Source organism: Candidatus Kerfeldbacteria bacterium (assembly GCA_016214565.1).
GTDB lineage: Bacteria > Patescibacteriota > Patescibacteriia > UBA10025 > JAHIVO01 > JAXDBW01.
Window position 1 is genome coordinate 623,219 of the sequence record JACROE010000002.1, and the last position, 24,673, is coordinate 647,891.

The window sequence follows — 24,673 nt, forward strand, 5'->3', positions numbered from 1 at the left end:
ATTGCTATAATGTATTAGCACTCAATAGTCTAGAGTGCTAAATTAATTAACAATTATTAATAAATAAAGGCAAAAAAGCATATGAAACTCAAACCATTGGGTGATCGGATTGCCGTCAAACCGGTAACCGAAGAAGAGGTAACCAAGTCAGGCATCGTGTTACCTGAGACCGCTGAAAAAGAAAAAAAAGAAGAGGGTGAGGTCGTGGCCATCGGCGACGGTGAAAAGATCACCAAGCTCGGGCTGAAAGTCGGCGACCGCGTGCTCTTCGGCAAATACGCCGGCGAAGAAGTGACGCTGGAGAATGTCGAGTATAAAGTATTAAAAGATGAAGACGTGCTCGCCGTTGTCGAGTAACGTCAGTATTGAATTATTAACCATTCAACGAATTTATGGCAAAGCAAATATTATTTGATGAAGAAGCGCGCAGCTTATTGAAAGCCGGCGTGGACAAACTGGCCAACGCGGTGAAAGTAACCCTCGGGCCAAAAGGACGCAACGTCGCCCTGGATAAAGGTTTTGGCGGACCAACCATCACCAATGATGGCGTGACCATTGCTGAAGAAATTGATCTCGAAGACAAGTTTGAAAATGTTGGCGCCCAAGCCGTCAAAGAGGTAGCCAAGAAGACCAATGACGTGGCTGGAGATGGCACCACTACTGCGACCCTCATGGCACAGAGCATGGTGGCCGAAGGATTTAAGAACGTGGCCGCTGGTGCGAACCCGATGATGATTAAGAAAGGCATTGAAAAAGGTGTCAAAGCCATCGTGGCCGAACTCAAGAAATTATCCAAAGAAGTTAAGTCCAATGAAGAAATCGCCCAGGTCGGAACCATTTCCGCCCAGGATCCGGAAGTCGGCGCTTTGATCGCCGAAGTCATGCAGAAAGTGGGCAACGAAGGTGTGGTGACCGTCGAAGAAGGTCAGACGTTTGGCTTGTCCAAAGAAGTGGTGGAAGGCATGCAGTTCGACAAAGGCTATGTCTCGCCCTACATGATTACCAATGCTGAACGGATGGAAGCAGAATACAAAGACGCCCATATCCTCATCACGGACAAGAAAGTTGCCTCACTCCAGGAAATCTTGCCGCTCTTAGAGAAAGTCGCTCAGTCAGGCAAGAAAGAATTGGTCGTGATTGCTGATGAAATCGAAGGCGAAGCATTGACCACCTTTATCGTGAACAAAATTCGTGGCACCTTTAATGTTCTGGGCGTGAAAGCGCCAGGGTTTGGCGATCGCCGCAAAGAGATGCTTGAGGACATCGCCGTCTTAACCGGCGGTAAAGTGATCAGCGAAGATGTTGGGCTCAAGCTTGAGAACGCTGGATTGGAATCACTTGGCCAGGCTCGCCGTGTCATCGCCACCAAAGACACCACCACCATCGTGGATGGCAAAGGCGATGAAAAGGAAATCAAAGATCGCGTGGCGCGCCTCAAGAGCGAAGTGAAAGAATCCACCTCTGATTTTGACAAAGAAAAACTCCACGAACGCTTGGGTAAATTAACTGGTGGCGTGGCCGTGATCAAAGTTGGCGCAGCAACTGAAACCGAACTCAAAGAAAAGAAGCACCGGATTGAAGATGCTTTGCACGCGACTCGCGCCGCTGTGGAAGAGGGTATTGTCCCGGGCGGTGGTGTGGCTTTGATTCGCGCCATGCAGGTGCTGGACACCGTCGCCGTCGATGGTGATGAGAAAGTCGGTATCTCCATTCTGCGCCGCTCGCTCGAGGAACCGGTGCGCCAGATCGCCATCAACGCCGGCAAAGAAGGCTCAGTCGTGGCTGACCAGGTGAAACAGCGCAAAGGCAACGAAGGCTATAATGCTGCAACTGATGTCTATGAAGATTTGGTGGCTGCCGGAATCGTTGACCCCACCAAAGTGACTCGCAGCGCATTGCAAAATGCCGCTTCAGCCGCAGCTATGCTCCTGACCACCGAAGCAGTCGTGACCGATTTGCCGGAAAAAGAAGGCAAAGGCGGCGCGCCTGACATGAGTGGTATGGGCGGTATGGGGATGGGAATGTAATCGGACAACCCTTTCGAAAAGTGTTTTCCGACACCTTTCGCAAAAGGTTGATTCGCTCGGTCTGGGACCCACAAGACCCGTGACCTCGCGAAACTTCATTCTATGCTAAGCTCGGCATGCTCCAGAGATAATAGGAAAACCCCCGGATGGAAACAGACGGGGGTTTTTGGTTTATTATTCCTTTGGTATAATCTGATGGTATGACTGTCATCTATCCTATTGAATGGGAGATACCCGCCGGAACTCTTGCGAGCTGGATTGGCTGGGCGAGAAGTAGGCCATCGGTAATTGCATTGTTAGTTGCAGTAGTTTTTTTTGCGCTCATCATTTTTTTACCAGATACGTGGGGTTTTGGGACAATACTAATCGTCTTTATTTTTTTATTACTTGGCCGAATGTGGCGTCATCCTACTTGGCTACCGATGCGTCGATATCGGATTGACGAAAAGGGTATAATGGTTCGTGAGGGGGCTCGTGAAAAAATATTCGCATGGCAAGACTGTAAAGATTACCATCTGAGGGATGCTCCGGAAGATAATGAATTGTTAATGATCGGAGTGGTGGATAAGTCAGAGAAACTTGGCAAGCTCATAGTCGTGCGGTCTGAAAAGTCATTGGATGTTATCGGAACAAGTCACGCTTTTGTGCTGCAGACAAATACAACCATCGAAAGTGATGTAATCGAGACCATTGCTTCTCGACTGCCCAAGTCGCCATTGGAGGCCGCGGAGGGATGATCACGGGGTGACAAGTTTATAGTATAAGACCCGCCGGATGGAAACAGACGGGGGTTTTTGGTTATTAACTGCCCTCATGCCGAACTGGTTTCGGCATCTCAAGAGATCCTGAAATTAATTCAGGATGAGGGAATTGAGATGGGTTTTGGTTTTATCCAATTCGCGCTATACTATAGACAGATGTGACATCGATTTCTATGAATGAAAATCCTGTCCAAGCAACAGCGCCGGCTGTTCCGGCTACCCCATCAGACAATGCGCTCATCGCGGGCAAACCGCTCGGGTATTACTGGCGTATGACTCGTCTTTTTGTTGTTCTGGCGGTACTCCTCGATATCATCAACGCCTGGCTAGGCATTCTTTCGTATGGACGATGGGTTATTCTCGGTGTGGTGGTGTTATTGCTTGCTTGGTGGAGTTCTCACCGCGGCACTGTTTCGATGAATAGCATGCTGGTTGCCGGCGGTCTCTTTGGCATATTGACCGGCATTACATTCGCCATAATTGACATAATTTGGTATCATCAGTGGTGGTATGCATTGAATCTCGTACGATTACCCATACTCATCGGAGCATTGGGAATCGGCGTCAGTTTCATCGGGTACTTTCTCTTCCGCAGTCTTTTGGTCAGAAGGGAACAATCCCAAACGAAAGGGGGTGGCATCTATGGACGAACAAAAAAATATGAATGAACAGAAACCGGTTTCCGGCAATTCAGACAGCAATCTGATGGCCGCGCTGTCCTACGTGTGGATTTTGAGCATTGTCATGCTGATCATCAAGAAAGATGACGAGTTTGTGAAATACCACGCGAAACAAGGATTGATTTTATTTATTCTCTCCTTCGTCGGCGTTATTCCGGTCATTGGCTGGTTTGTTTGGCTGGCGGTCGTGATACTCGACATCATTGGTTTCATCAAAGCCTTGTCCGGCGAGCGGTATAAGGTGCCGGTCGTAGGAGATCTAGCAGAGAAGATCAAGATGTAATTGCCAAAACTGAAATTTCGAAAGCCCGGGATTGATTTTCCGGGCTTTTTGTGTTATACTGTGTATACAATCTATCATTAAACGGAAAAAATTTTTTATGTCAGCACGATCAAAGGCACTCGTACTCTGGTTTAATGAATTAGGAATCAAGGACGTCCCCTTGGTCGGTGGGAAGAATGCATCCTTGGGCGAAATGTACCGCAAGCTGACGAAGCAAAAAGTTTCAATCCCCAATGGATACGCCATCACTGCCGCGGCGTATTTTTATTTACTCGAGGAGCAGGGCATCCGGGATGACATCAAACGGGTGCTGAAGGATTTGGACACTCACAATCTCCGCAATCTCCAGGCGCATGGCAAGAAAGTCCGCCAGCTGATTCTCAATACTACTTTTCCCAAAGATCTCAAAGAAATTATCGTTGCCAACTATCGCAAGCTCGAGGCGCAGTATGGGAAAAATGTAGACGTAGCCGTCCGCTCGTCAGCCACGGCAGAGGATTTGCCGGACGCGTCATTTGCCGGCCAGCAAGAAACGTATTTGAATATTCGGGGTGCTGACGCGCTGCTTGAGGCATGTAAAAAATGTTTTGCCTCGTTATTCACCGACCGCGCAATTTCCTATCGTGAAGACAAGCATTTTGATCATTTTTCCATCGGCCTCTCCATCGCCGTGCAGAAAATGGTGCGCTCGGATAAAGGCGCCTCAGGCGTTATGTTCTCTATTGATACCGAGTCGGGCCACAAAGACATGGTGCTGATTAACGCCGCCTATGGATTGGGTGAAAACGTGGTGCAAGGCGCGGTCAGTCCCGATGAGTTTTATGTGCACAAGCCAACCTTGAAAAAAGGCTTCAAACCGATTGTTTCGAAAATGCTGGGCACCAAGAAGATCAAGATGATTTACTCCACCGGCGCCACACCCACCAAAAATATTCCAGTGCCGACGGCTGATCGGATGCGGTATTGTATTACTGATGCGGAAGTTCTGAAATTGGCGAAGTGGGCATCTATTATTGAAGATCACTATTCGAAGGAAGCTGGGCATTTCAAACCCATGGACATGGAGTGGGCCAAGGACGGCGTTACCGGTAAATTATTTATCGTCCAGGCGCGCCCTGAGACGGTAGTGTCTCAGCGCGACGTGAATGTACTCGAGGCCTATACGCTGAAGAAGAAGAGCAAGCTTCTTGTCAGCGGATCGCCCGTTGGGGCCAAAATTGGTTCTGGTAGAGCTAACGTGGTCAAAGACGTACGCAGTATTCATGATTTCAGAAAAGGTGATGTGCTGGTAACTCATATGACGGATCCCGACTGGGAGCCGATTATGAAAATCGCTTCGGCTATCGTGACCAACGAGGGTGGTCGCACCTCCCATGCCGCCATTGTTTCCCGCGAATTGGGCATTCCGGCCATCGTGGGTGCTGACGGCGCGACCAAAAAGATTCCGCACAATTCCACGATTACCGTGAGCTGTGCCGAGGGAGATGTGGGGAATGTGTATGCCGGTAAATTGCCCTTCTCCGTCCGACGGACTGATATTAAGAAATTACCCCGGCCAAAACGCACCAAGGTAAAAATGATTTTTGGCACTCCTGAATTGGCATTCGCCACCTCGCAGATTCCGAATGACGGTGTGGGTTTGGCCCGCGAGGAATTCATTATCAATTCGTATATCAAGATTCATCCGATGGCTTTGGTCAATTATGCCCAGCTGAAAGATCGGGCCGCCAAACGCCAAATCGACGCCTTAACCATCGGCTATACGGATAAAAAGAAATATTACATTGATAAATTGGCCTATGGAATTGCCACCATTGCCGCGGCATTTTATCCGCGCGAGGTGATTGTCCGACTGGCCGACTTCCGTTCAAATGAATATGCTGAATTAATCGGTGGCAAGCAATTTGAGCCCGAGGAGCGCAATCCGATGATTGGCTGGCGCGGTGCTTCCCGCTACTACGATCCGAAATATCGTCCAGCGTTTGACCTGGAGTGCCAGGCATTGAAACGGGTGCGCGAAGAAATGGGCATGACGAATGTGAAGGTAATGGTGCCATTCTGCCGCACTGTTGATGAAGGTAAGAAAGTCATCCAAGCCATGGCGGAGAACGGATTGAAACAGCATGTGAACGGCCTCGAGGTGTACGTCATGTGCGAGATTCCGTCCAATGTTATCTTGGCTGACCAGTTCTCAAAGATTTTTGACGGGTTCTCGATTGGGTCCAATGACTTGACTCAATTAACCCTCGGTCTGGATCGTGACTCTGGCATCATCGCCCATGTGGGCAATGAAAAGAACGAGGCAGTCAAGCGGTTAGTTACCCAGGTTATTAAAACCGCAAAGCAGTACAAGCGGGATATCGGCATCTGCGGCCAAGCGCCGTCTGACTTCCCGGACTTTGCCCAGTTCCTGGTCAAGCAGGGGATCAATAGCATTTCCCTGAATCCTGACACGATTCTGAGCACCATGGTGGCAATTGCTAAAGCAGAAAAACGGAAGTAAATCGATTGTCACTCTGAGTGAAACGAAGAGTCTCCTGGCCAACGGCCAGGCGACTCTTTAAGTTAATTTAGGTTGATCCCTTTCTTTGTTCGCCGCTTTTCTGCTCGTCCAGAAAAGCGGCAGAAAAGAGACGCCGCCAAGGCAAAGAAATTAACACAAAAAGGCTCGTCGTCGCTGCCGACCCACAACCGGCTCCGCCTTGAGTGGGCATCGGCGCCTTTTCAGGCACGCTCCTCCTCACTCTTTTTGTGTAACATTTCTTTTTGATTGGCGGATTTAATGGATATGAGTAGAAGGAAAGTTTTCGCGGAAAATAAATATGGACGACTTCACGTGAGGTCAAAGTCGTCCATTAGTTAGATTGCCGCGCTTGACTGTCGTCAAGCAAATCCGGTTGGCCACACATTGTGGAGATGTAGTTTGCATGAGCAGCAGCCGCTTGTGCAATTCCACCGTGAGGTCCATCTCACCAAAAGATCACTGAAGATCGGCTGAAATGGTCGTTCACATACTGTGAATGGTGGTTGCAGCTGTGCTGCTGAGTGTGGTACCGGGAGGGCAACCGTCGTCATTGCGTCTGACATGAAATGTACAAACATAACAACCCTCCGGCTATGTATAGAAATCAGATTACTCCTGTGATGAAAAATGTCAAATCCCCAATAAAAACGTTTGCGTTCGCAAACTGCTGTGCTATACTGAGCTTTACGGATAACCCTGGAGAATAAGTGCTAAGCATAGCGCTTTTTTATCACTAGCAAGGGTGAGAAAACCAGAAAAATGGAGGCGTGCCAGAGCGGTTGAATGGGCGTCCCTGGAAAGGACGTAAACCTTCACGGGTTTCAGAGGTTCGAATCCTCTCGCCTCCGAATGAACAAAGTGAGTGAAGGAGCGAAGTCCTGCACCTGCGTGCAGGACGTGAGGATGAGAAAGCCGCAGCGATGCGCGAGTTTCCCGAAGGGAAGGCGAGCGCCGCGAGGCGGGGTCGACCGCAATTGCCGTCAGGCAATTGACGGGTGACCGAAACTCTCGCCTCCGCCAAGAGAATTAAGTATCGTGTGCAGCTCATAAGCACGTAATAAATATATAAATCATATGGATCAATCATCAATTAATCCAGCAATCCCAAAACAAGATCCTCAGGAGACGATTAATACTTCTATCTCAGGGGCAGATCAACCACGGGTTTATAAGGCTGTAAGGGCAGTGGGGGTGGTCAAGCCAACATATTTACCAGGAAATAAAAACTTCGGGAATAGCTTGCAAGTGATAGGCACTGCCTTCTGGCTAAAGGATTATAAAGTTTTGGTAACATGTGCGCATGTGATTCAGGGATTGCTTGCTGGCCCTTTAGAGCAAACAGGACTTCTGGTCGTTGGGAATCTAGGAAATTATGCTCGTGCGGTAATTGCTTCTGTAGATTTAGCACATGATCTAGCCGTTCTTAAAATTGTTGATAAAAATGAAATATTTATTAATTCTGAGGCTGCTCAAGGTTTGGAAATGGTTAACGAATATCCTAGTGTCGGGAAAGCTGTGGGGTATGCTGGCTTTCCAATGGGTTCGCAATTACTCAACTCAATTCATTCGCCGACATACGCGGAGGGAGTTGTTGCGGTTCAGCTCCGGGAAAACCCCAGTAGGAAAGAAATCCAAATTACAGGAGCTGTTGCTGGGGGATATAGTGGCGCTCCAGTTGTATTAAAAGATGAGAGTGTCAAATTAATCGGCGTTTTAGCCAGTGGCCCAAGCGCCCCGGGGACACAAGGAAATATTTTTATGGCTATTTCTTGGCAACATGTGGAAGCGTTGGCCAAACTTGCCAATTCATAAGTATTCCCTTGAGTCAGAAAAGTCATCACATATGAAACTTACTCGCCGGACCGCACAGGTCAAAAAGAAGCATGGCATCAAGTTGTGGGTTTATCCCATTAAGCGCAAAGAAGCCGGTGTCGCATATGTAGAAGTCGCTCAGGGTCATCTCCAGGAATTTTATGATACAAAAAGCACTTTTATTTACTACATCATCGAAGGTAGGGGTGGCTTTTACTTGAACGGCAAAAGAGTCGCCGTAAAAGCAACCGATCTTATCACTATTCCGCCGATGACAAAAATTTATTACATGGGGAAAATGAAGATGATATTAACGACGATTCCGGCATGGCACGCTAAAAATGAAGTCCATGTACGATTTATAAAGCAGCCAAAGAAACATGCCTCAAGATAACATCGAAGCAATCAAATCAAAACTGGATGTCGTTGAGGTCCTCAGCGAGTATATTCAGATGAAGCCAGCCGGGAGTAATAATTTCAAAGCGCTGTGTCCCTTTCATGGGGAGAAGACGCCGTCCTTTATGATTTCCAAAGACAAACAGATCTGGCACTGCTTTGGCTGCGGCGAGGGCGGCGATATCTTCGGCTTCGTCATGCGCATGGAAGGCATGGAATTCCCCGAGGCGCTGCGGCACCTGGCGCAGAAAGCGGGCGTGCAGCTGCAATATCAGGATCCGACGATTTCAAATAAGAAAACACTGTACCACGACATTTGTCGGAATGCCGCAGAATTCTATCACGCTATTCTCGTTGACCATCCCAAAGCGCAATTCGTCCGCGATTACCTCGCCAAGCGCGGGGTGAGCCAGGAAAGCATTAAGACCTGGCAGCTGGGCTACGCACCTGAGGGTTGGGATACGCTGAACAATTATTTAGTGCAAAAGAAATCATTTAAAGAAGAGGATATTTTCCAGGCGGGCATGACGGTAAAGAAAGATCGCGGCGCTGGATATAATGATCGCTTCCACAAACGGCTGATGTTTCCCATCTGGGACAACCATGGCACGGTGATTGGTTTTGGCGGACGGTGGCTGGGCACCGAGAAAGACATGGCTAAATATGTGAACACCCCCCAGACCCTGATCTACAACAAAAGCCAAGTGCTCTACGGCATCGATAAAGCAAAAGCGGAAATCAAGAAACAGAAATTTGCTGTGGTCGTCGAGGGGTACATGGATTGCCTCGCTTCACATCAAGCTGGCGTGACCAACGTGGTGGCTGCTTCGGGCACCGCGCTCACCAGCGAGCAGGTTAAATTATTGAAACGATTTACGACTGAAGTGCGCTTTGCTTTTGACCAGGATTTAGCGGGTGATACCGCCGCCAAACGCGGCATCACCGTGGCCTGGCAGGAGGACATGGCCACCAAGATTATTACGGTTCCCGAGGGCAAGGATCCCGATGAATTGATCCAGAAAGACCCCGCACTCTGGAACCAGGCGATTGCTGATGCACAGTCCATCATGGAGTACTATATGACGTCCACGGTGAAGCAGTATGACGCCTCAACGGTTGAGGGAAAGAAAAAAATAGCCAAAGTCGTACTACCGATTATCGCCATGTTGGCCGACACCATTGAACAGACGCATTACCTTCAGAAATTGGCAGGCATCCTCCAGGTGGAGGAGCAGACTCTGCGAGATAAGGTACGGCAGATCGAGGCAGGCGATACCAATCCGAAGCGCGCCGCCGGTCCGGTGGCAACGGCGCCCGTGCTGGATCGCAGTGTCCGGATCGCCGAGCGGTTGGTCGGCATCGGTCTGGAACGGCCGGAATTGTTGCCCACATTATTTGAACACTTGTTGTCTGCCTACATTTCGCATGAAAAGCTCCACCAGCTTTACAAATTATTGAATGTTCAGTATACTAAAAATCAAAATTTCACTTATCAAGGCTTTATCCAGTTGCTCCGCCAGGAGGACTCCTCCCTCGCGACGTATGCCGATCTTTTGACGATGCAGGCTGTCGCAGCACTCGAGGACCTCAATGAAACCGAAGTGGAGCACGAAGTCACGAATGGGGCCCAGTCGCTGAAGCGACACTATATTCAGCAACAGCTCAAATCGCTGGAACAGCAGATGCGAGCCGCTGAATCCCGCAACGATCGAGAATCACTCGAACGGTTGAGTCTCCAATTTGCAGATCTCGCCGCCGAGTTGCACCAGGCCTCTTAATTTTTTTTATCGGATACATGTCCAGCAAAACGAAGACGAAGAAGGTTTCACCTGCCAAGAAAAAAACAGCTAAGACCGGTCATCCGCGCAAAAAACAATCCGTCCGCAAAACCACCGCCAAGAAAACCGCCACTCGTCCGGCGCAGAAGGTAAAGGCGACCCTGGAGGAGTCGGTTTTGAATCGTTTGTTTGATAAAGCGCATGCTCGCGGTTTCGTGACTGAAACCGAGCTTTTGTATACCTTCAAAGAATTAGAGGACTATTTGCCGGTTTACGAATTATTCCTGGAACGTTTGGAGGATTCGGGCATACAGGTCGTTGAGGACACCGGCAGTATTCTCGGCACGGCTGGCAATGAAGCTGGTGATGATAGTGATGACGATGATGATGAAGAGGAGGGTAGCAAAGTTGACGCGCGACGATTAGATTTGTCAGATATTTCCAATGACTCGATACAGATGTACCTCCGGGAAATCGGTAAAGTACCGCTTTTGTCTGGACCAGAAGAAATGGAACTGGCTAAGCGCAAAGAAAAAGGCGAAGTGGAAGCGCAGCGCCGATTGGTCGAAGCGAACCTCCGCTTGGTCGTTTCGATTGCCAAGAAATTTACCGGCCGCTCATTATCATTACTCGACCTTATTCAGGAGGGCAACATTGGCCTGTTCCGCGCCGTGGAAAAATTTGATTACCGCAAAGGCTACAAGTTTTCAACCTATGCCACTTGGTGGATTCGTCAGGCGATTACCCGAGCCCTGGCAGACCAGTCCCGCACTATTCGTATTCCGGTGCATATGGTGGAGACCATCAATCGGTTTCAGCAAGTAGAGCGTCAGTTGATCCAGGATCTCGGCCGTGAGCCGATGCCTGAGGAAATTGCCGCGGAAATGGGCGAGGAAGTTGACAAGATACACCATATTATGAAAATATCCCAGGACACGGTTTCACTGGAAACCTCCGTGGGTGATAGTGATGATGAAGATTCGGTATTGGGCGACTTTATCGAAGATGTGAAGACCGTCACGCCTGATCGGGTGGCCGCCATGCAGCTCCTCAAGGATCATGTGAACGACATCATCCGTGAGCTCTCGCCGCGCGAACAGAAGATACTCGAAATGCGGTTTGGCTTGTCGGATGGCGTGTCGCATACTCTAGAAGAAGTTGGTCAGGAATTCGGTGTCACGCGTGAACGTATTCGACAGATTGAAGCAAAAGCCCTTGAAAAGATTGAAGAGCATGGGGGCATGAAAAAATTGCGCGATTACTAAGACTGCATCGGCTTTCGCGCTCCGGGGTAGCTCAGCCCCGACGCTCTGGGTCGGGGTTCCGACAGAATCGTCGGAATGGTCCAGGTAATAAAAAATTCTCCGTTCCGGGGTAGCTCAGTGGTAGAGCAGGTGGCTGTTAACCACTTGGTCGCAGGTTCGAATCCTGTCCCCGGAGCAGAGAATTTTTTATTATCATAAGGTGACTGCTCGCCTCGCTGCGCTTTGGCGAAGCGGGCCTGCCCCGATGTGAGCGGCTGCGAACCATCGGGGTTAACCACTTGGTTGTCCCGACGTACGTCGGGATCCCCGGAGCCAGGGAGCTGATCCGCCCAAAACCGGGCGGTTTTTGTCTGTATGCCTAGAAATAAAAAAACCCCCGGTCTTTCCAAATGAATGGAAGAATCGGGGGATTGTGTGCGCTCTTGCTAAAGAGCAAAGGGAAAGGGTCAAAGAGTAGAACCTAAGGTGTGTAGAATTAGATCCAAATCAACTTGCGCCGAGACTTTGGCAAGTAGATTTTGTGCAGAGCTGCAAAGGTGTGCGCGTTAGGCACTTTCGCCCCAATCAGAATCGAGGGTGCTCCAATCCCAGGAATCATCTTCTTCCATGTCGAGAGAAAGGTTATAATGCGTGCCTTTTGAATCACACATGATAACATCATCAAAACTGATGCTGGTTTTTCCGCGTTTCTCATTCATCCAGCGCAGCGTCTTCTGACCCTCTTCCTCATAAAGCATAAGGAAGTCTTTGAAATTCAGACGAGCTCTAACGGGCTTCTTTCTAAGAAGGGAAAGATATTCCTGCTCATCCATTGGGGGGCCATATTCGTTTTTTTTGCCAAAAAATATTCTAGCACCCGGGGCTCCTCCGAAACAGTTGTTGATTGGCCGCCCATCAATGGTAACGTCATTGCCAAAGACATCACTTAGATCGAAAACCTCACGCCTAAGATCTGTTGGCAGGGAAGCGTTCACTTTGATATGTACGTGTGTACTAAAATTATGGACGAACTGCCTGACAAGGTCTCTGCCTTGAGCTTCAATGACCCCTTGTGATTCTACGCTGGGGAGGCCGCTCTTGCGTAGCTGGGTTATGATGCGCTTAGTTAACTGTAAGATTTGATCATCAGTGATAGTCACTGCAGATGAGGACATGGATTGTGCCATGGCGACATCCTCCTTACGATTGGCAGGATACTTCAGTACGACCACCGTGAGCCGTACGAGCCCTGTTTAGGTTCATTAGAAACAGATTTCTACAAGTCTATTATGTTATTTTTCGATAGACATGACAGGAGCCTGTTTCTAATAAAAAGACCCCACAAATTACCCTGTTTAATTAGGATTTGAATGTACAAAATAAGGGGGAAACTTATCATTATTAATAAATCCTGTCAAGGATGAATGTTTCACTTATTTGGAAAAACATCGCTTCCAAAATAAGCAATTTTGCGTTTTCCATGCTACAATATTAATCTATGTCACAAAGTCTCGACGCCCAACAATTAATCCAATCCGCCCAGCGGAATGAAATCACTGAACACTTTATTTATCTCCGCTTAGCGGCAAGTATGCGGGATGCGCATAATCGTCAGGTACTCGAGCGGATCGCTGCTGACGAACTAGCTCATTATAATTTCTGGAAAGAACGCTCGGGTCAGGACATTGCCCCGCGACAGATGATGATTCGTTGGTATGTATTTTTGGGGCGTGTTTTTGGCTTGACCTTTGCGGTGAAACTGATGGAACAGGGTGAAGAGAAAGCTCAGGCACGCTATGCTTCGAGCGCACAATTAACCCAGATTGATGAACAGATCATCCGCGACGAAGAGCGGCATGAAAGAGAATTGATCGGCATGATCGATGAAGAGCGGTTGAAGTACGTGGGCTCAATGGTTCTTGGTTTAAATGACGCCCTTGTTGAATTAACTGGTGCGCTGGCTGGATTTACCCTGACGCTGCAGCGGACGGACATTATTGCGGTGGTCGGATTAATCACCGGCATTGCCGCGTCATTATCCATGGCAGTGTCGGAATATTTGTCCACTAAATCAGAAGGAGATGGTCGGCATCCAGTACGCGCCTCATTATATACGGGCGTGGCGTATGTGATGACCGTGGTTGTCCTGATTTTGCCATTCTTTTTCCTCGAGAATCCGTTTGTGGCACTGGCGATTTCACTAAGCGCGGCGTTACTGATAATTGCCTTGTTTAATTATTATGTGTCAATTGCCCAAGGATATTCATTCCGCAAACGATTTGTTGAAATGGCGGGCCTCAGTCTGGGAGTTGCAGCGGTTACGTTTTCCATAGGATTTATTGTCAGTAAATTTTTTAATATTGATGTCTAGCCATGATTTCCTACGATGATTTTCAGAAAGTAGACATGCGTGTCGGTCGGATCAGTGCGGTCGAAGAATTCCCTCGGGCGAAAAATCCGTCTTTCCGCGTGCAGGTTGATTTCGGTACCGAACTCGGCACCAAGTGGTCGAGCGTCCAGGCCAAGCGGGATTATACGCCTGAACAATTGATGGGGAGACTCGTGGTCTGTACAGTTAATTTTCCACCAAAGAACATTGCAGGCTTTATGTCCGAAGTGCTGGTGATGGGGGTTTCAAACGACGCCGGTGCATTAGTACTGCTCCAGCCGGATCGTGACGCGCCGTTAGGCAGTCGCGTGTATTAAATAGAATAAAAAGCAGGGTATAATAGTAATATGTCTATACGTGGCACAATCCGATGGATTCTCAGGCGTGAAGCCAATGATTGGAAAAAGGATTTCTTCATCATTGGGGGAATCATTTTGATTGTGGGCGCATTCATTTGGTGGAGCCCGCCGTTGCCGGATGCGGCGACGATTCAGGAATGGACTGAACGCTTAGGCGCGTCTGGTCCATTGGCAATGATGATGACCATTGTCGCTGAATCGATCCTAGCTCCGATACCCGGAACCTTTATCTCTATTGCCGCTGGCGTGCTCTATGGTGTCTGGCCAGGCGTACTCTATGTTTGGGTGGCCAATGTCATTGGATCATCCCTTACGTTTTTTATTGGAAGGAAACTGGGCCGACCAGTGGTGGAAAAAATTGTGCGAGGGAAACATATTGATTCCTATGATGCATTTTTTCGGCGTAATCGACTGCTGATCGCATTGGCGTATGTCATTCCCATCTTGTTTCCTACGGATATGATTGGGTATGTGGTTGGGCTATCACAAGTATCCTACCGCCGTTTTGCCATTTATATGCCCATAGGATTTGCTATTAATCTGACGATACTCACCTCGTTTGGCAATAATTTGGTGGAAGCGTCAAAAGCGACACAAACCTGGTATTTTGCCAGTATGCTTATACTTGTATTTATTGCGGTATTGGTTCAGCGGAGCATCAACCGTCGTAGTCCCGTTTGACAACTAACTATACATACGCTACTATCATCCCCGTATGACACACGCACGAAATAATAATGCCAATAATTTTTTCCGAAACCCTTCGGCGTAATTCATCGTGTTTAAATAATAGATGATGTTCCGCCGAAAAGGCGGAATTTTTAATATATATTAATTGGTTGCGTTATAAATTCTGGGGTAGTTTAATTTGGTAGAACGCTGCACTGTTAATGCAGATGTTGGAGGTTCGAGTCCTCCCCCCAGAGCTTGTAACGGAATAATATTGTTTGTTGATAATGAATCCCAAATTGATTGACATTTTTTTGCTAGGTCTCATACTTATAATAGAAAGGAATACATATATATGCCAAAAACTAAGCTAGGGAAATGGTCCGCGTGGTGCTTGGCCTTTTTTGTTATCTTCTTTGCCATTGCGCAAATAATTGTTGCGTCTGGCCAGGAGGGTGGAGAAACTTTTTTTGATAACCTCTACATTTCTATTCCCATGACGCTGGTGTGGCTTTCGGGGGTATTCGCTTTTATCTTTGGGAGCATCAGTATTACGAAGAGCAAAGAACGATCAGTGCTGGTATTTATTGCAACCGGTATTGGTTTTTTGATGTTGGTATTTATCCTTGGGGAAATATTTGGCCCAGACCACTAAGTGCTGTACTGGATATAATACGTTAGTTTTTAGTGTCAGCGGTTGTATCATCTTGTCGGCTCGTTTGTGTCATTAAATGCCAGCTCGAGAATCTACGGGCTGAGCCGTCTTTTGGCAATTCCGTCCCTTGAGTGTGCGATAGGCATAACCCCGCTGGGCTTGACAAAATGGGCTGTTTCAGCGTATAGTGTACGGCTCATTGACAATTTAGTACAATGAGAAACGAAGGAGGTTTTATCGTTCAGATGACCAAACAATTCACACGCACGGTCGAGGATTTTACGTGCGAGCATTGCGGCCATGAGGTTAAGGGGACAGGGTATACCAACCATTGTCCAGCTTGCTTGTGGTCAAAACATGTCGACGTAAATCCGGGCGATCGTCAAGCCGAGTGTCTCGGTATGATGGAGCCAATCTCGATCGAGCAAAAGCGTGGCGATTTCGTAATCGTCCAGCGTTGTCAATCGTGCGGTCATGTTCGAAAAAACAAGGCTGCACCAGAGGACGACATGGACGAGATCATACGTATCTCGTCGCACGGCATCCAGGGGTAGTAATGTTGCTTATACAGTACTGCCCCTTCGCCTTTTTCTGAAAAGTGATGTTTTTGTTGATATATCAGAAAGGAGTCCGTCGTGGATAAGCAGAAATGTGCTGGATGTGCCGTTGGGTGCGTGCCGTTTGATTCGGTGCCGCATCTGTGTCACATCGAGACGACTTATCAATGCAATTCGGATTGTATCTTTTGTTACAATCCGGAGCGCGAAAAACCGATCAATACTTCATTGATCGATCGGGTCGTACGATCCGTGGCTGCCAGTCAGATACCGCATGTGTATCTGATTGGGGGTGAACCGAGTATGCTCGGCGTCGAAAAGCTCAATGAGTACATTGAGCTCCTCAGTGATCATTCGTCAGTAACGATCGTTACCAACGGGCGAATCACTCTGCGCGGCATTTCGCCGCGTTTGGCCTGCTTCGGCGTACCGCTCCACGGAGCCACAGCCGAAGCGCATGATTTCATCACGCGACGACCTCATAGTTTCGATCAAGCGCTTCGCTCGATTGATTACTATGTGGGCCAGGGACATGATGTACGTTGTATTCCGGTTTTGACGGGGTATAACGCGCATGAGATCTACGATATCATTCGTATTGCCGTGGAACATGGCATGGAATCGATTTTCGTGGATCGGTATGAAGATGGCGGCATCGGCGCGCAGCATTCGGTCAATGACCCGCGGTTGAAGCCAACCATGGATCAGTTCCGGGATGCGGTAACGCAGATGTTGCGAGCGCGGGAAGATTTTCCTCAGCTTGGTGGTCGGGTCGGATTTGGCACGGCCATCCCGTACTGCATTGATGAACGGCTGATTCGGGAAGGCATGACTGCCAATTGTGGCGTGGGGTCTACATTCTGCGCCATCAACCCATCGGGTGACGTCCGGCTCTGCAACCAATCACAACTGGTGTTTGGTAATGTGTTGCTGGAATCGCTTGAGGCGATTTGGCAGCAGCGCTCACTCGATACGTTCCGCGATTTGTCGTGGGTCGAGGAGCCGTGCCGCTCGTGTCCGTTGCTGGACGAATGCGTCTGTGGCTGCAAGGTCGACGCAAACTGTTCGGATCGATTCTGTATCGATTACGCAGTACGTGGGTTGATCAAGCCGCCCATCGATGTCAGCGTGATACAGCCGACTGCTACCACGGAGGTTTCGTTTCCTGAAGCCTATCGTCAGTTTTTCGTCAATCGCTACACGAAGATACTCGATCGCCATCCGGAACGATTCTTGGTGACGCGGTATCAGACGGTGACATTGAATGACGGCGCACTCGAAGTGCTTCGAGCTATCATTGACAAGAGGTTATTGACTGAACAATCGGTCATTACCTATTTTGCCGATGAGATCCCCGAGCCGGAATTGCGGCGGGCTATCTCGCTGTTTATCCGGGCTGGCGCACTTGATGAAACGGAGGTGACTCATGCCGGTACATGATGTGCATTGGGAAATCACTAACGCGTGCAATCTGCGCTGTTTACACTGTGTTCAGTGTTCAGGTGCGCCACGTACTGGTGAGCTCAATCCGGACGAAGCGGTGCAGATCATCGATCGATTAGCAGCAGCAGGCGTGCAGCGTATTTGCTGGACCGGCGGAGAACCGTTTGTCCGGCGTGATTTCGCGACGCTGCTTCAGCAGGCGCATCAGGCAGGCATTGTGCAAGCCGTCATCACTAACGGGTATCTGGTTCGGCAAGGGCAGCTCATGATGCTTCAGCAATTGGCCATCCCGCTCGGCGTCAGCTTGGATGCGACGACTGCAGAATTGCATGATGCCCTGCGCGGTGACGGGTCATTTGACCGGGCGATGCAGACGATTGTGTCTGCGCGAGCGCAGGCCATACCCGTAACGCTGTATGCAACGGTTACTCGGGGAAATATCCACGAGTTGCCATCGCTCATCGCTCTCGCCAAGCACTTTGATTGCGGTATTCATGTCAATGAAGTGTCATTGGCTGGTCGCGCCGAAGCGATTTGGCCCCGTCTGGCACTGAATGAAGCGTTGCGCGAACAGCTGACCGTGATGGTTGCCGATGCAGCCCGCGAGCATTTCGGTGAAACGCCGGAGTGGGCTCCGGACGGATGCTGGGCTGACGGCTCGGCTGTCTACCTTCGCTCTGATGGTCAAGTGTTCCTCTGCAGTGAGCAGGTGCAGTATGCACACAGCGCCGCACTGGGGCACATTCTGGAGCATTCACTTGATGAACTGCTTCAGACCGACTTGATCAGTCAGTGTAGTGGCAGCGCATGTTCGTATCGCGTATTATCAAGTCCGCGCGTGACGATGATTATCAATCAGCCGATCAGGTGCCCGCTGGTTTCCGTTGAGTCGAAGTTAGAAACCCTGGACGCACTCAATCAGGCACTCGACGCGTTGTATGCGCCGTTTGCCGATGTGTGTGTCGCGTGCCAGGATAAGTGTTGCCAGGGATTCGTCTGGCTGATGCCTGAGGAATTGACTCGTCTCCAGCAGTGTGAGGTCGATACGGTCGAAGTGAATGACGCCGCGTCGTTCATCCATTCTTTTCCTGAAAAAGAAGACGGTTCAATCGACGTATCGGTTCCGTCGCCGCTCTGTAGTCAGCTCTGTTCGCTCCAGCCGCGTCGCTGCCGAGTGTATGCCGATCGTCCTTTTTCCTGTCGCCTCTACCCGATTGGGTTGGAGGTGCGGGAAGATGGCATGCTGGTCTGGGCACTTCATCAGGATTGTCAGATTACTCGATATCTGGGGAGCGAGGGACTGCTCGAGGAATTCGAACGGCGAGCGCTGCAGATTCTGGACAGCATGTGTCCGGAATTGTATGCTAGTATTATTGAAGCGTATCGCAAGGTACATATTCTGATAACTTTCCCCCTTGGGGGAAATAACATTCGCACTTTAAAGGAGGTGGTTAAGCTTGTCAAAGTGTAAGGCTGTCTTAGACAGCACAAAAGTGACCAAGATCAATGTCACCAAGGGCACGCCGCCCAAAAGCGACAAGACGAAGTAATGGTCAAATAGCCGAAAGGCTACGTATTCATGTGGCGCGTTTGCATTTTTGCAGAGGCGCCACTTTTTTATTCATCTATCCCTTGCCAGCGGTAGGGTTTTCTGGTACACTCGTGCCACGTATGTGTCCTGCAACAGGACCATTTATTTTATCCGTCGATTTTATGGAAATACGAAACATCGCCATTATTGCTCACGTCGACCACGGGAAGACACTGCTGACTGACGCGATTATGCGGCAGACCGGCATGGTAACTGATGACGCGGTCAGTATGGATTCCAATGTGCTGGAAAAAGAGCGCGGTATTACGATTTATTCGAAAAACGCCTCGGTTTTTTACCGTGGCACGAAAATCAATATTGTGGACACGCCGGGCCATGCGGATTTTGGCTCTGAAGTTGAACGAGTACTTCGTTCAATTGATAGTGTGTTATTGGTAGTCGATGCGCAGGAAGGCCCCATGCCCCAGACGCGGTTTGTATTGAAGAAATCGCTTGAGCTCGGCCTGAAACCGATCGTGGTCATTAATAAAATTGATAAGCCGGCAGCTGATCCTGATTTGGCTCAAGAGGAAGTATTTGAATTATTTCTTGATTTAGGCGCCAGTGACGAACAATTGGATTTTACTACCGTGTACGCCATCGGGCGCGACGGTATTGCGAAGATGAATTTAGCCGATGAATCGAAAGATCTCACCCCGTTGCTTGATACTATTCTATTGAAAGTAAAACCCGCCAATGCTGACATCAGTCTTCCATTCAGATTTCAACCATTTAATCTCGCCTACGATAATTTTCTTGGCCGTTTAGCTATTGGTCGGATGTATGAGGGCACCATTAAAACAGGTGGCCCGGCCGTGCGCAAGGGAACCGATGGTACGGTACAGAACGGAAAAATTACGAAATTGTTTTCATTTAAAGGAATGCAGCGTGAGGAAGTAACCGAGGCGGTTGCTGGCGATATTGTCATGGTGGCGGGGTTTGCCGATATTGATATTGGCGATACGATTTGTGCTGATGCCAGTCAGGAGTCGTTGCCCGCTATTCTGATTGATGAGCCGACCATATCACTACAACTATTGGTGAACAATTCTCCGTTTGGCGGACGCGAGGGAACCTACGTTACCAGTCGGCAGATTCGGGAGCGATTAGAGAAAGAATTGGAAGTCAACGTGGGTTTGCGCATTGATTTTTCTTCAGACACGTATACCGTGTTTGGCCGCGGCGAATTACATATCGCTATACTTCTAGAAAACATGCGTCGCGAAGGATATGAAGTGCAAGTGTCACAACCGCATGTCATTAATAAGGAAATTGACGGAAAACTCAACGAACCTTTTGAAGAAGCGACCGTCGATGTTCCCGAAGCCCAATCCGGCGTGGTCATTGAAAAGCTCGGCAAACGCGCGGGCGTGATGGTCCACATGGAGAACGAGGCCGGACAAGCGCGGATGCTCTTTGAGATTCCCACGCGTGGATTGTTAGGGTACCGAAATGAATTTATCGTTGATACGAAAGGCGAGGGTATCCTGTGCTCGCGTTTTATCGGGTATCGACCGCATGTCGGGGAAATCAAGAAGCGCGACGTCGGTTCGATGGTGTCTATGGCCACCGGCAAGGCGCTCGGGTACTCGCTCAATAATTTGCAGACCCGAGGCACTCTGTATATTTCGCCAGCTACTGAAGTATATGAGGGTATGGTCATCGGTAATACCTCAAAAGGCGATGATATGGCAGTCAATCCGATCAAAGGAAAGAAGTTAAGCAATATGCGCGCTTCGGGTACTGATGATGCGATCCAACTCGAACCGCCGATGGAGCTAACTATTGAGCGGGGATTGGAAGTGATGGCTGATGATGAGTATCTCGAGATTACTCCGAAGAGCGTCCGTCTGCGGAAGCAGCATCTGACGGTCAACGAGCGGCGCCGCGCCGGGGAAATATAATTTTAATTTATCCACAGGCACGCTCATTGGCGGTCTTGTGTTATTTGTGGGTTGTGATATATTCATAACATTGAATATGTTACCCACCCTATTTCAACCACATAGTCAGCTTTTTAAGGCTCTCGCCAGTCCAAAACGACTGGAAATTGTGCATTTATTGCGCACTCACTGCATGCGGGTGGAGGAAATTCAGCGCATGACCGGTATGACCCAGGCAAATGTCAGTCAGCACCTGCAGGTACTGCGCCGGTGTAATGTCGTAGTGCCGCAGCGAACGGGCAAAGCTATTAGTTATTGCTTATCGCATCCCCGTATCGTCCACGCCCTGGATGACGTGCAGCAAATTTTAGTCGACCGGAAAAAGGTTAATTCGGCGCAGAGTGCCCACAAGACCCGCGTGCCGATCCCCCAAGTGATTGATCCGGTCTGCGGCATGTCTATCTCGCCACAAACGGCGGTGCTGATGGCGAATTATCGCCGCTCCACGTATTATTTTTGTGCATCAGGATGCCATGCAGCATTTACTAAAAAACCAGAACACTATGTATAAGAAAACAATTATTGCGGTTCTTATTTTTTCATTCTTCGGTGTGCTTTTGTCCGGTTATCTTTCATATTGGAATCTATTTGGTCCCAGCTGCCACGTCGGCCCCTTGAACTGGTTGGTTTCCTGCGGTGGTCCCGGGAAAGTGTTAATTTTTGGTCAGCCTACCTGCATCTATGGTTTTGGCATGTTTTTCAGCGTGATGGTTTTGTCAGTCATTGCGCTGGCCACCCTACCCAAGCGCGGTTTGGTGCGCGCCCTGATGACGCTTGGCGTAGTTGGCACATTATTTTCGGCGGGTCTTATTATTTATGAAGTGTGGATTCTTAAGCTGGCGTTTACGGGATTGCCCGCATGCGTGTATGGATTTGTTCTTTACGTTGGCATATTGATATCAAGTGTGCTCGCCAGTCGCTCTTTTCAGACCGCACAATCAACTAACTCTCACAATCAGCCAATATGACCATCGATCAAATCATTGGTATCCTACTCATCATTCTCGTTATTGCATTTTTTGCACTTTGGCTCAGATTCCAGCGCCGTCAAGAGAAGGCGGATTTCAAAGATAATGCCCAAGAAATTACGGTGCTGGTCAAAGGCGCCTATGATCCAAATGTGATAACGGTTCGTGCCGGCGTTCCCTTACGCATCCACTTCAATCGGCAAGAAGACACGGATTGTTCGCGGTATGTGACATTTGACGGGCTTAATATACGAAAAGATCTAAAGGCATTTGCCATGACTGATGTTGAATTCACACCAAAAAATCCTGGTGAAATCTCGTTTACGTGTGATATGGGGATGTATCAGGGAAAAATAATTGTAACCTAATATATATGTCATCAAACGAAACTATTATTTCACTCAGGGGCATGCACTGTGCCAGTTGTGCCCAGCTTATCGAGCGCCGGTTGCGAAAAGTTCCGGGCGTGGAGCATGCCATGGTTAATTATGGGACAGAGCGGGCGCATGTGACTCACGCGTCAGATGCCGTCGCCCCTGAACAATTGATCAAAACCGTGGTTGATGCCGGCTACCAGGGGACTATTCTCGATCGAGAACATAACACCGAAGCAGTCGATAAGGAAAAAGAAATTCAAAAAATCCGTCGTACGTTTTGGATCAGTCTGGTGCTGGCTATTCCGGTTTTGATATTGAGCATGGGGATGAAGATTGTACCGCAGATTGAGGAAATTCCATATCGCGAGTGGTTGCAGTTTCTCTTTGCTACCCCGATCCAATTTTGGGCTGGCTGGCAGTTTTATCGAGGGACCTGGGGTGCGCTGCGTGCTCGCACGGCTAACATGGATAGCCTGATCGCGCTCGGGACATCGACTGCCTATGTCTATTCATTATTTGTGGTGGGCGGTCTGATTGATGGCGAGGTTTATTTCGAAATTGGTAGCATCCTGATTGCTTTTGTCTTACTCGGCAAATGGCTCGAGGCGCGGGCGAAAGGCAAGACCAACGAGGCGATTAAGAAATTGATGGGATTAGCGCCCAAGACTGCCATTGTTATCCGTGATGGCGTCGAACAGGAGATTGCCCTGGATATGGTGCAGGTTGGCGATGTAATACGCGTCAAACCAGGGGCTAAAATCCCGGTGGATGGCACGGTCGCTGAAGGATCTTCTTCAGTGGATGAGTCTATGGTGACGGGAGAAAGCATTCCCGTGGAGAAGCATGCAGGTGATCCAGTTATTGGTGGCACCCTGAATATCCACGGGTCATTTACTTTTACCGCAACGAAGGTCGGGAAAGAAACGTTGCTCGCCGGCATTATACAGCTCGTAGAGCAGGCACAAGCATCAAAAGCGCCGATCCAGCGATTTGCCGATCGAGTCTCAGCTTATTTTGTGCCGACGGTTATTGCTATTTCTTTGATAACATTTATATCGTGGTATTTCTTGGCTGGTCAGGATTTCGTTTCTAGTTTATTAGCCTTTGTGGCCGTACTGGTGATTGCTTGCCCCTGCGCACTCGGCTTGGCTACTCCAACGGCCATTATTACCGGCACGGGGTTAGGCGCGAGCCATGGCATCCTGATCAAGGGCGGGGAAGCACTTGAGGCAGCGCGGAAAATTGATACTGTCGTATTTGATAAAACCGGCACCCTGACCCACGGCAAACCAGATGTCACTGATATTCACGCCACGAATCGAGGTCAGGAACAGTACGTACTGACGGTCGCTGCTTCACTGGAGAAACAATCAGAGCATCCGCTCGCAGAAGCAATCGTGCGGAAAGCGCACGAGGAGCAGTTCGCCTTGTTTCCTGTTATTGATTTCGCGGCAGTCCCCGGGCATGGCGTGAAAGGCGTGATCGACGACAAACCAGTGTATCTGGGGAATCGGAAGTTAATGAAACAGATTGGCGTATCCTACGTTGAGGCCAGCGAGGCAATCGATGCGCTGGAGCATCAGGGTAAAACAGTTATGCTGTTAGCCGTCGGTAAAGCCCACGTTGGATTTATTGCCGTGGCTGATACGGTGAAAGAAAGTTCCCGTGAAGCAATCACCGCATTACAGAAAATCGGTATTGGTGTACTGATGATCACCGGTGATAATGCACAGACCGCCCAAGCGATTGCCCAGCAGGTGGGCATCACTCGAGTGCTATCTGAAGTATTACCAAAAGATAAAGCGCACGAAGTAGTGGAATTGCAGCGGACCGGCGCACGGGTTGCTTTTGTCGGAGATGGCATTAATGACGCACCAGCGTTGGCTCAAGCGGATTTGGGAATCGCTATCGGCTCAGGCACGGATGTGGCACTGGAAACCGGACAAATGGTTCTTGTTAAAAATGATTTACGCGACGTGGTGCGCGGTATCAGTTTATCCCGTCGCACATTTCGAAAAATTGTGCAGAATCTATTTTGGGCATTAATTTATAATGTTGCAGGCATTCCTATTGCCGCGGGAGTCTTCTTCCCCATTTTTGGTTGGCAATTGCGGCCAGAATTGGCGGGAGCGGCGATGGCATTATCCAGTATCTCAGTGGTTTTGAATTCGTTATTATTAAAACGATGGCGACCATGACATTATTTTCATTAATTAA

At 49.0% G+C, this 24,673-nt stretch carries 23 protein-coding genes and 3 tRNA genes; 25 read left to right on the top strand and 1 reads right to left on the bottom strand.

What is annotated here, in order from left to right; all coding sequences use genetic code 11:
- Positions 1–81 precede the first annotated feature (81 nt).
- The 12 genes from HZC01_03075 to HZC01_03130 all read left to right on the top strand — a co-directional run bounded on the left by HZC01_03075 (position 82) and on the right by HZC01_03130 (position 11,701).
- A complete protein-coding gene (locus HZC01_03075) occupies positions 82–357 on the top strand; it encodes a co-chaperone GroES (protein ID MBI5037659.1) in 276 nt (91 codons plus the stop codon).
- Positions 358–392: 35 nt separating this feature from the next.
- Positions 393–2,027, top strand: a complete 1,635-nt coding sequence (groL, locus tag HZC01_03080; GenBank protein MBI5037660.1) for a chaperonin GroEL — start codon at positions 393–395, stop codon at positions 2,025–2,027.
- 200 nt (positions 2,028–2,227) lie between these two features.
- On the top strand, positions 2,228–2,764 hold the full coding sequence (locus HZC01_03085; GenBank protein MBI5037661.1) for a hypothetical protein: 537 nt from the start codon (positions 2,228–2,230) through the stop codon (positions 2,762–2,764).
- A 197-nt stretch (positions 2,765–2,961) separates the two neighbouring features.
- Positions 2,962–3,456 (top strand): hypothetical protein, encoded by a 495-nt coding sequence (locus HZC01_03090; protein ID MBI5037662.1) that lies wholly within the window; start codon positions 2,962–2,964, stop codon positions 3,454–3,456.
- Positions 3,449–3,751, top strand: coding sequence for a DUF4870 domain-containing protein (locus tag HZC01_03095; protein ID MBI5037663.1), 303 nt, complete (start codon positions 3,449–3,451; stop codon positions 3,749–3,751). Before HZC01_03090 ends, HZC01_03095 begins: the two co-directional genes overlap by 8 nt.
- Positions 3,752–3,848: 97 nt before the next feature.
- Complete coding sequence (gene ppsA, locus HZC01_03100) at positions 3,849–6,254, top strand: phosphoenolpyruvate synthase (GenBank protein MBI5037664.1); 2,406 nt, start codon at positions 3,849–3,851, stop codon at positions 6,252–6,254.
- Positions 6,255–7,036: 782 nt separating this feature from the next.
- Positions 7,037–7,123 (top strand) — tRNA-Ser (locus HZC01_03105).
- 226 nt (positions 7,124–7,349) lie between these two features.
- Complete coding sequence (locus tag HZC01_03110) at positions 7,350–8,087, top strand: trypsin-like peptidase domain-containing protein (GenBank protein MBI5037665.1); 738 nt, start codon at positions 7,350–7,352, stop codon at positions 8,085–8,087.
- A 31-nt stretch (positions 8,088–8,118) separates the two neighbouring features.
- A complete protein-coding gene (locus HZC01_03115; GenBank protein ID MBI5037666.1) occupies positions 8,119–8,481 on the top strand; it encodes an AraC family ligand binding domain-containing protein in 363 nt (120 codons plus the stop codon).
- A complete protein-coding gene (locus HZC01_03120; protein MBI5037667.1) occupies positions 8,468–10,261 on the top strand; it encodes a DNA primase in 1,794 nt (597 codons plus the stop codon). Before HZC01_03115 ends, HZC01_03120 begins: the two co-directional genes overlap by 14 nt.
- A 17-nt stretch (positions 10,262–10,278) precedes the next feature.
- Positions 10,279–11,526, top strand: coding sequence for an RNA polymerase sigma factor RpoD (gene rpoD, locus HZC01_03125; protein MBI5037668.1), 1,248 nt, complete (start codon positions 10,279–10,281; stop codon positions 11,524–11,526).
- 103 nt (positions 11,527–11,629) lie between these two features.
- A tRNA-Asn gene (locus HZC01_03130) sits at positions 11,630–11,701 on the top strand.
- Positions 11,702–12,071: 370 nt separating this feature from the next.
- Here HZC01_03130 and HZC01_03135 read toward each other — a convergent pair.
- On the bottom strand, positions 12,072–12,692 hold the full coding sequence (locus HZC01_03135; protein ID MBI5037669.1) for a hypothetical protein: 621 nt from the start codon (positions 12,690–12,692) through the stop codon (positions 12,072–12,074).
- A 311-nt stretch (positions 12,693–13,003) separates the two neighbouring features.
- Between HZC01_03135 and HZC01_03140 the strand changes: the two genes are divergently transcribed.
- From HZC01_03140 to HZC01_03200, 13 genes are all read left to right on the top strand, one after another.
- The gene (locus HZC01_03140) at positions 13,004–13,876 is read left to right on the top strand and encodes a VIT1/CCC1 transporter family protein (protein ID MBI5037670.1); all 873 of its coding nucleotides are present in this window, start codon (positions 13,004–13,006) and stop codon (positions 13,874–13,876) included.
- A 2-nt stretch (positions 13,877–13,878) separates the two neighbouring features.
- Complete coding sequence (locus HZC01_03145) at positions 13,879–14,211, top strand: tRNA-binding protein (GenBank protein MBI5037671.1); 333 nt, start codon at positions 13,879–13,881, stop codon at positions 14,209–14,211.
- Between the two features lie 30 nt (positions 14,212–14,241).
- Positions 14,242–14,934: a TVP38/TMEM64 family protein gene (locus HZC01_03150; GenBank protein ID MBI5037672.1), complete on the top strand. Its 693-nt coding sequence runs from the start codon at positions 14,242–14,244 to the stop codon at positions 14,932–14,934.
- Between the two features lie 171 nt (positions 14,935–15,105).
- Positions 15,106–15,179, top strand: a tRNA-Asn gene (locus tag HZC01_03155).
- 98 nt (positions 15,180–15,277) lie between these two features.
- Positions 15,278–15,577: a hypothetical protein gene (locus HZC01_03160; protein MBI5037673.1), complete on the top strand. Its 300-nt coding sequence runs from the start codon at positions 15,278–15,280 to the stop codon at positions 15,575–15,577.
- Positions 15,578–15,822: 245 nt separating this feature from the next.
- The gene (locus tag HZC01_03165) at positions 15,823–16,131 is read left to right on the top strand and encodes an RNHCP domain-containing protein (protein MBI5037674.1); all 309 of its coding nucleotides are present in this window, start codon (positions 15,823–15,825) and stop codon (positions 16,129–16,131) included.
- Between the two features lie 81 nt (positions 16,132–16,212).
- A complete protein-coding gene (locus HZC01_03170) occupies positions 16,213–17,574 on the top strand; it encodes a radical SAM protein (GenBank protein MBI5037675.1) in 1,362 nt (453 codons plus the stop codon).
- Positions 17,561–19,048, top strand: a complete 1,488-nt coding sequence (locus HZC01_03175; protein ID MBI5037676.1) for a radical SAM protein — start codon at positions 17,561–17,563, stop codon at positions 19,046–19,048. Before HZC01_03170 ends, HZC01_03175 begins: the two co-directional genes overlap by 14 nt.
- Positions 19,049–19,290: 242 nt before the next feature.
- Positions 19,291–21,072: a translational GTPase TypA gene (typA, locus tag HZC01_03180; GenBank protein ID MBI5037677.1), complete on the top strand. Its 1,782-nt coding sequence runs from the start codon at positions 19,291–19,293 to the stop codon at positions 21,070–21,072.
- A gap of 76 nt (positions 21,073–21,148) precedes the next feature.
- Positions 21,149–21,622 (top strand): metalloregulator ArsR/SmtB family transcription factor, encoded by a 474-nt coding sequence (locus HZC01_03185; GenBank protein ID MBI5037678.1) that lies wholly within the window; start codon positions 21,149–21,151, stop codon positions 21,620–21,622.
- Entirely contained in the window at positions 21,615–22,079 is a 465-nt protein-coding gene (locus tag HZC01_03190; protein ID MBI5037679.1) for a hypothetical protein, read from the top strand. Before HZC01_03185 ends, HZC01_03190 begins: the two co-directional genes overlap by 8 nt.
- Positions 22,076–22,447, top strand: coding sequence for a cupredoxin domain-containing protein (locus HZC01_03195; protein ID MBI5037680.1), 372 nt, complete (start codon positions 22,076–22,078; stop codon positions 22,445–22,447). Before HZC01_03190 ends, HZC01_03195 begins: the two co-directional genes overlap by 4 nt.
- Positions 22,448–22,452: 5 nt before the next feature.
- Entirely contained in the window at positions 22,453–24,654 is a 2,202-nt protein-coding gene (locus HZC01_03200; protein ID MBI5037681.1) for a copper-translocating P-type ATPase, read from the top strand.
- The last annotated feature ends 19 nt before the right edge of the window (positions 24,655–24,673 follow it).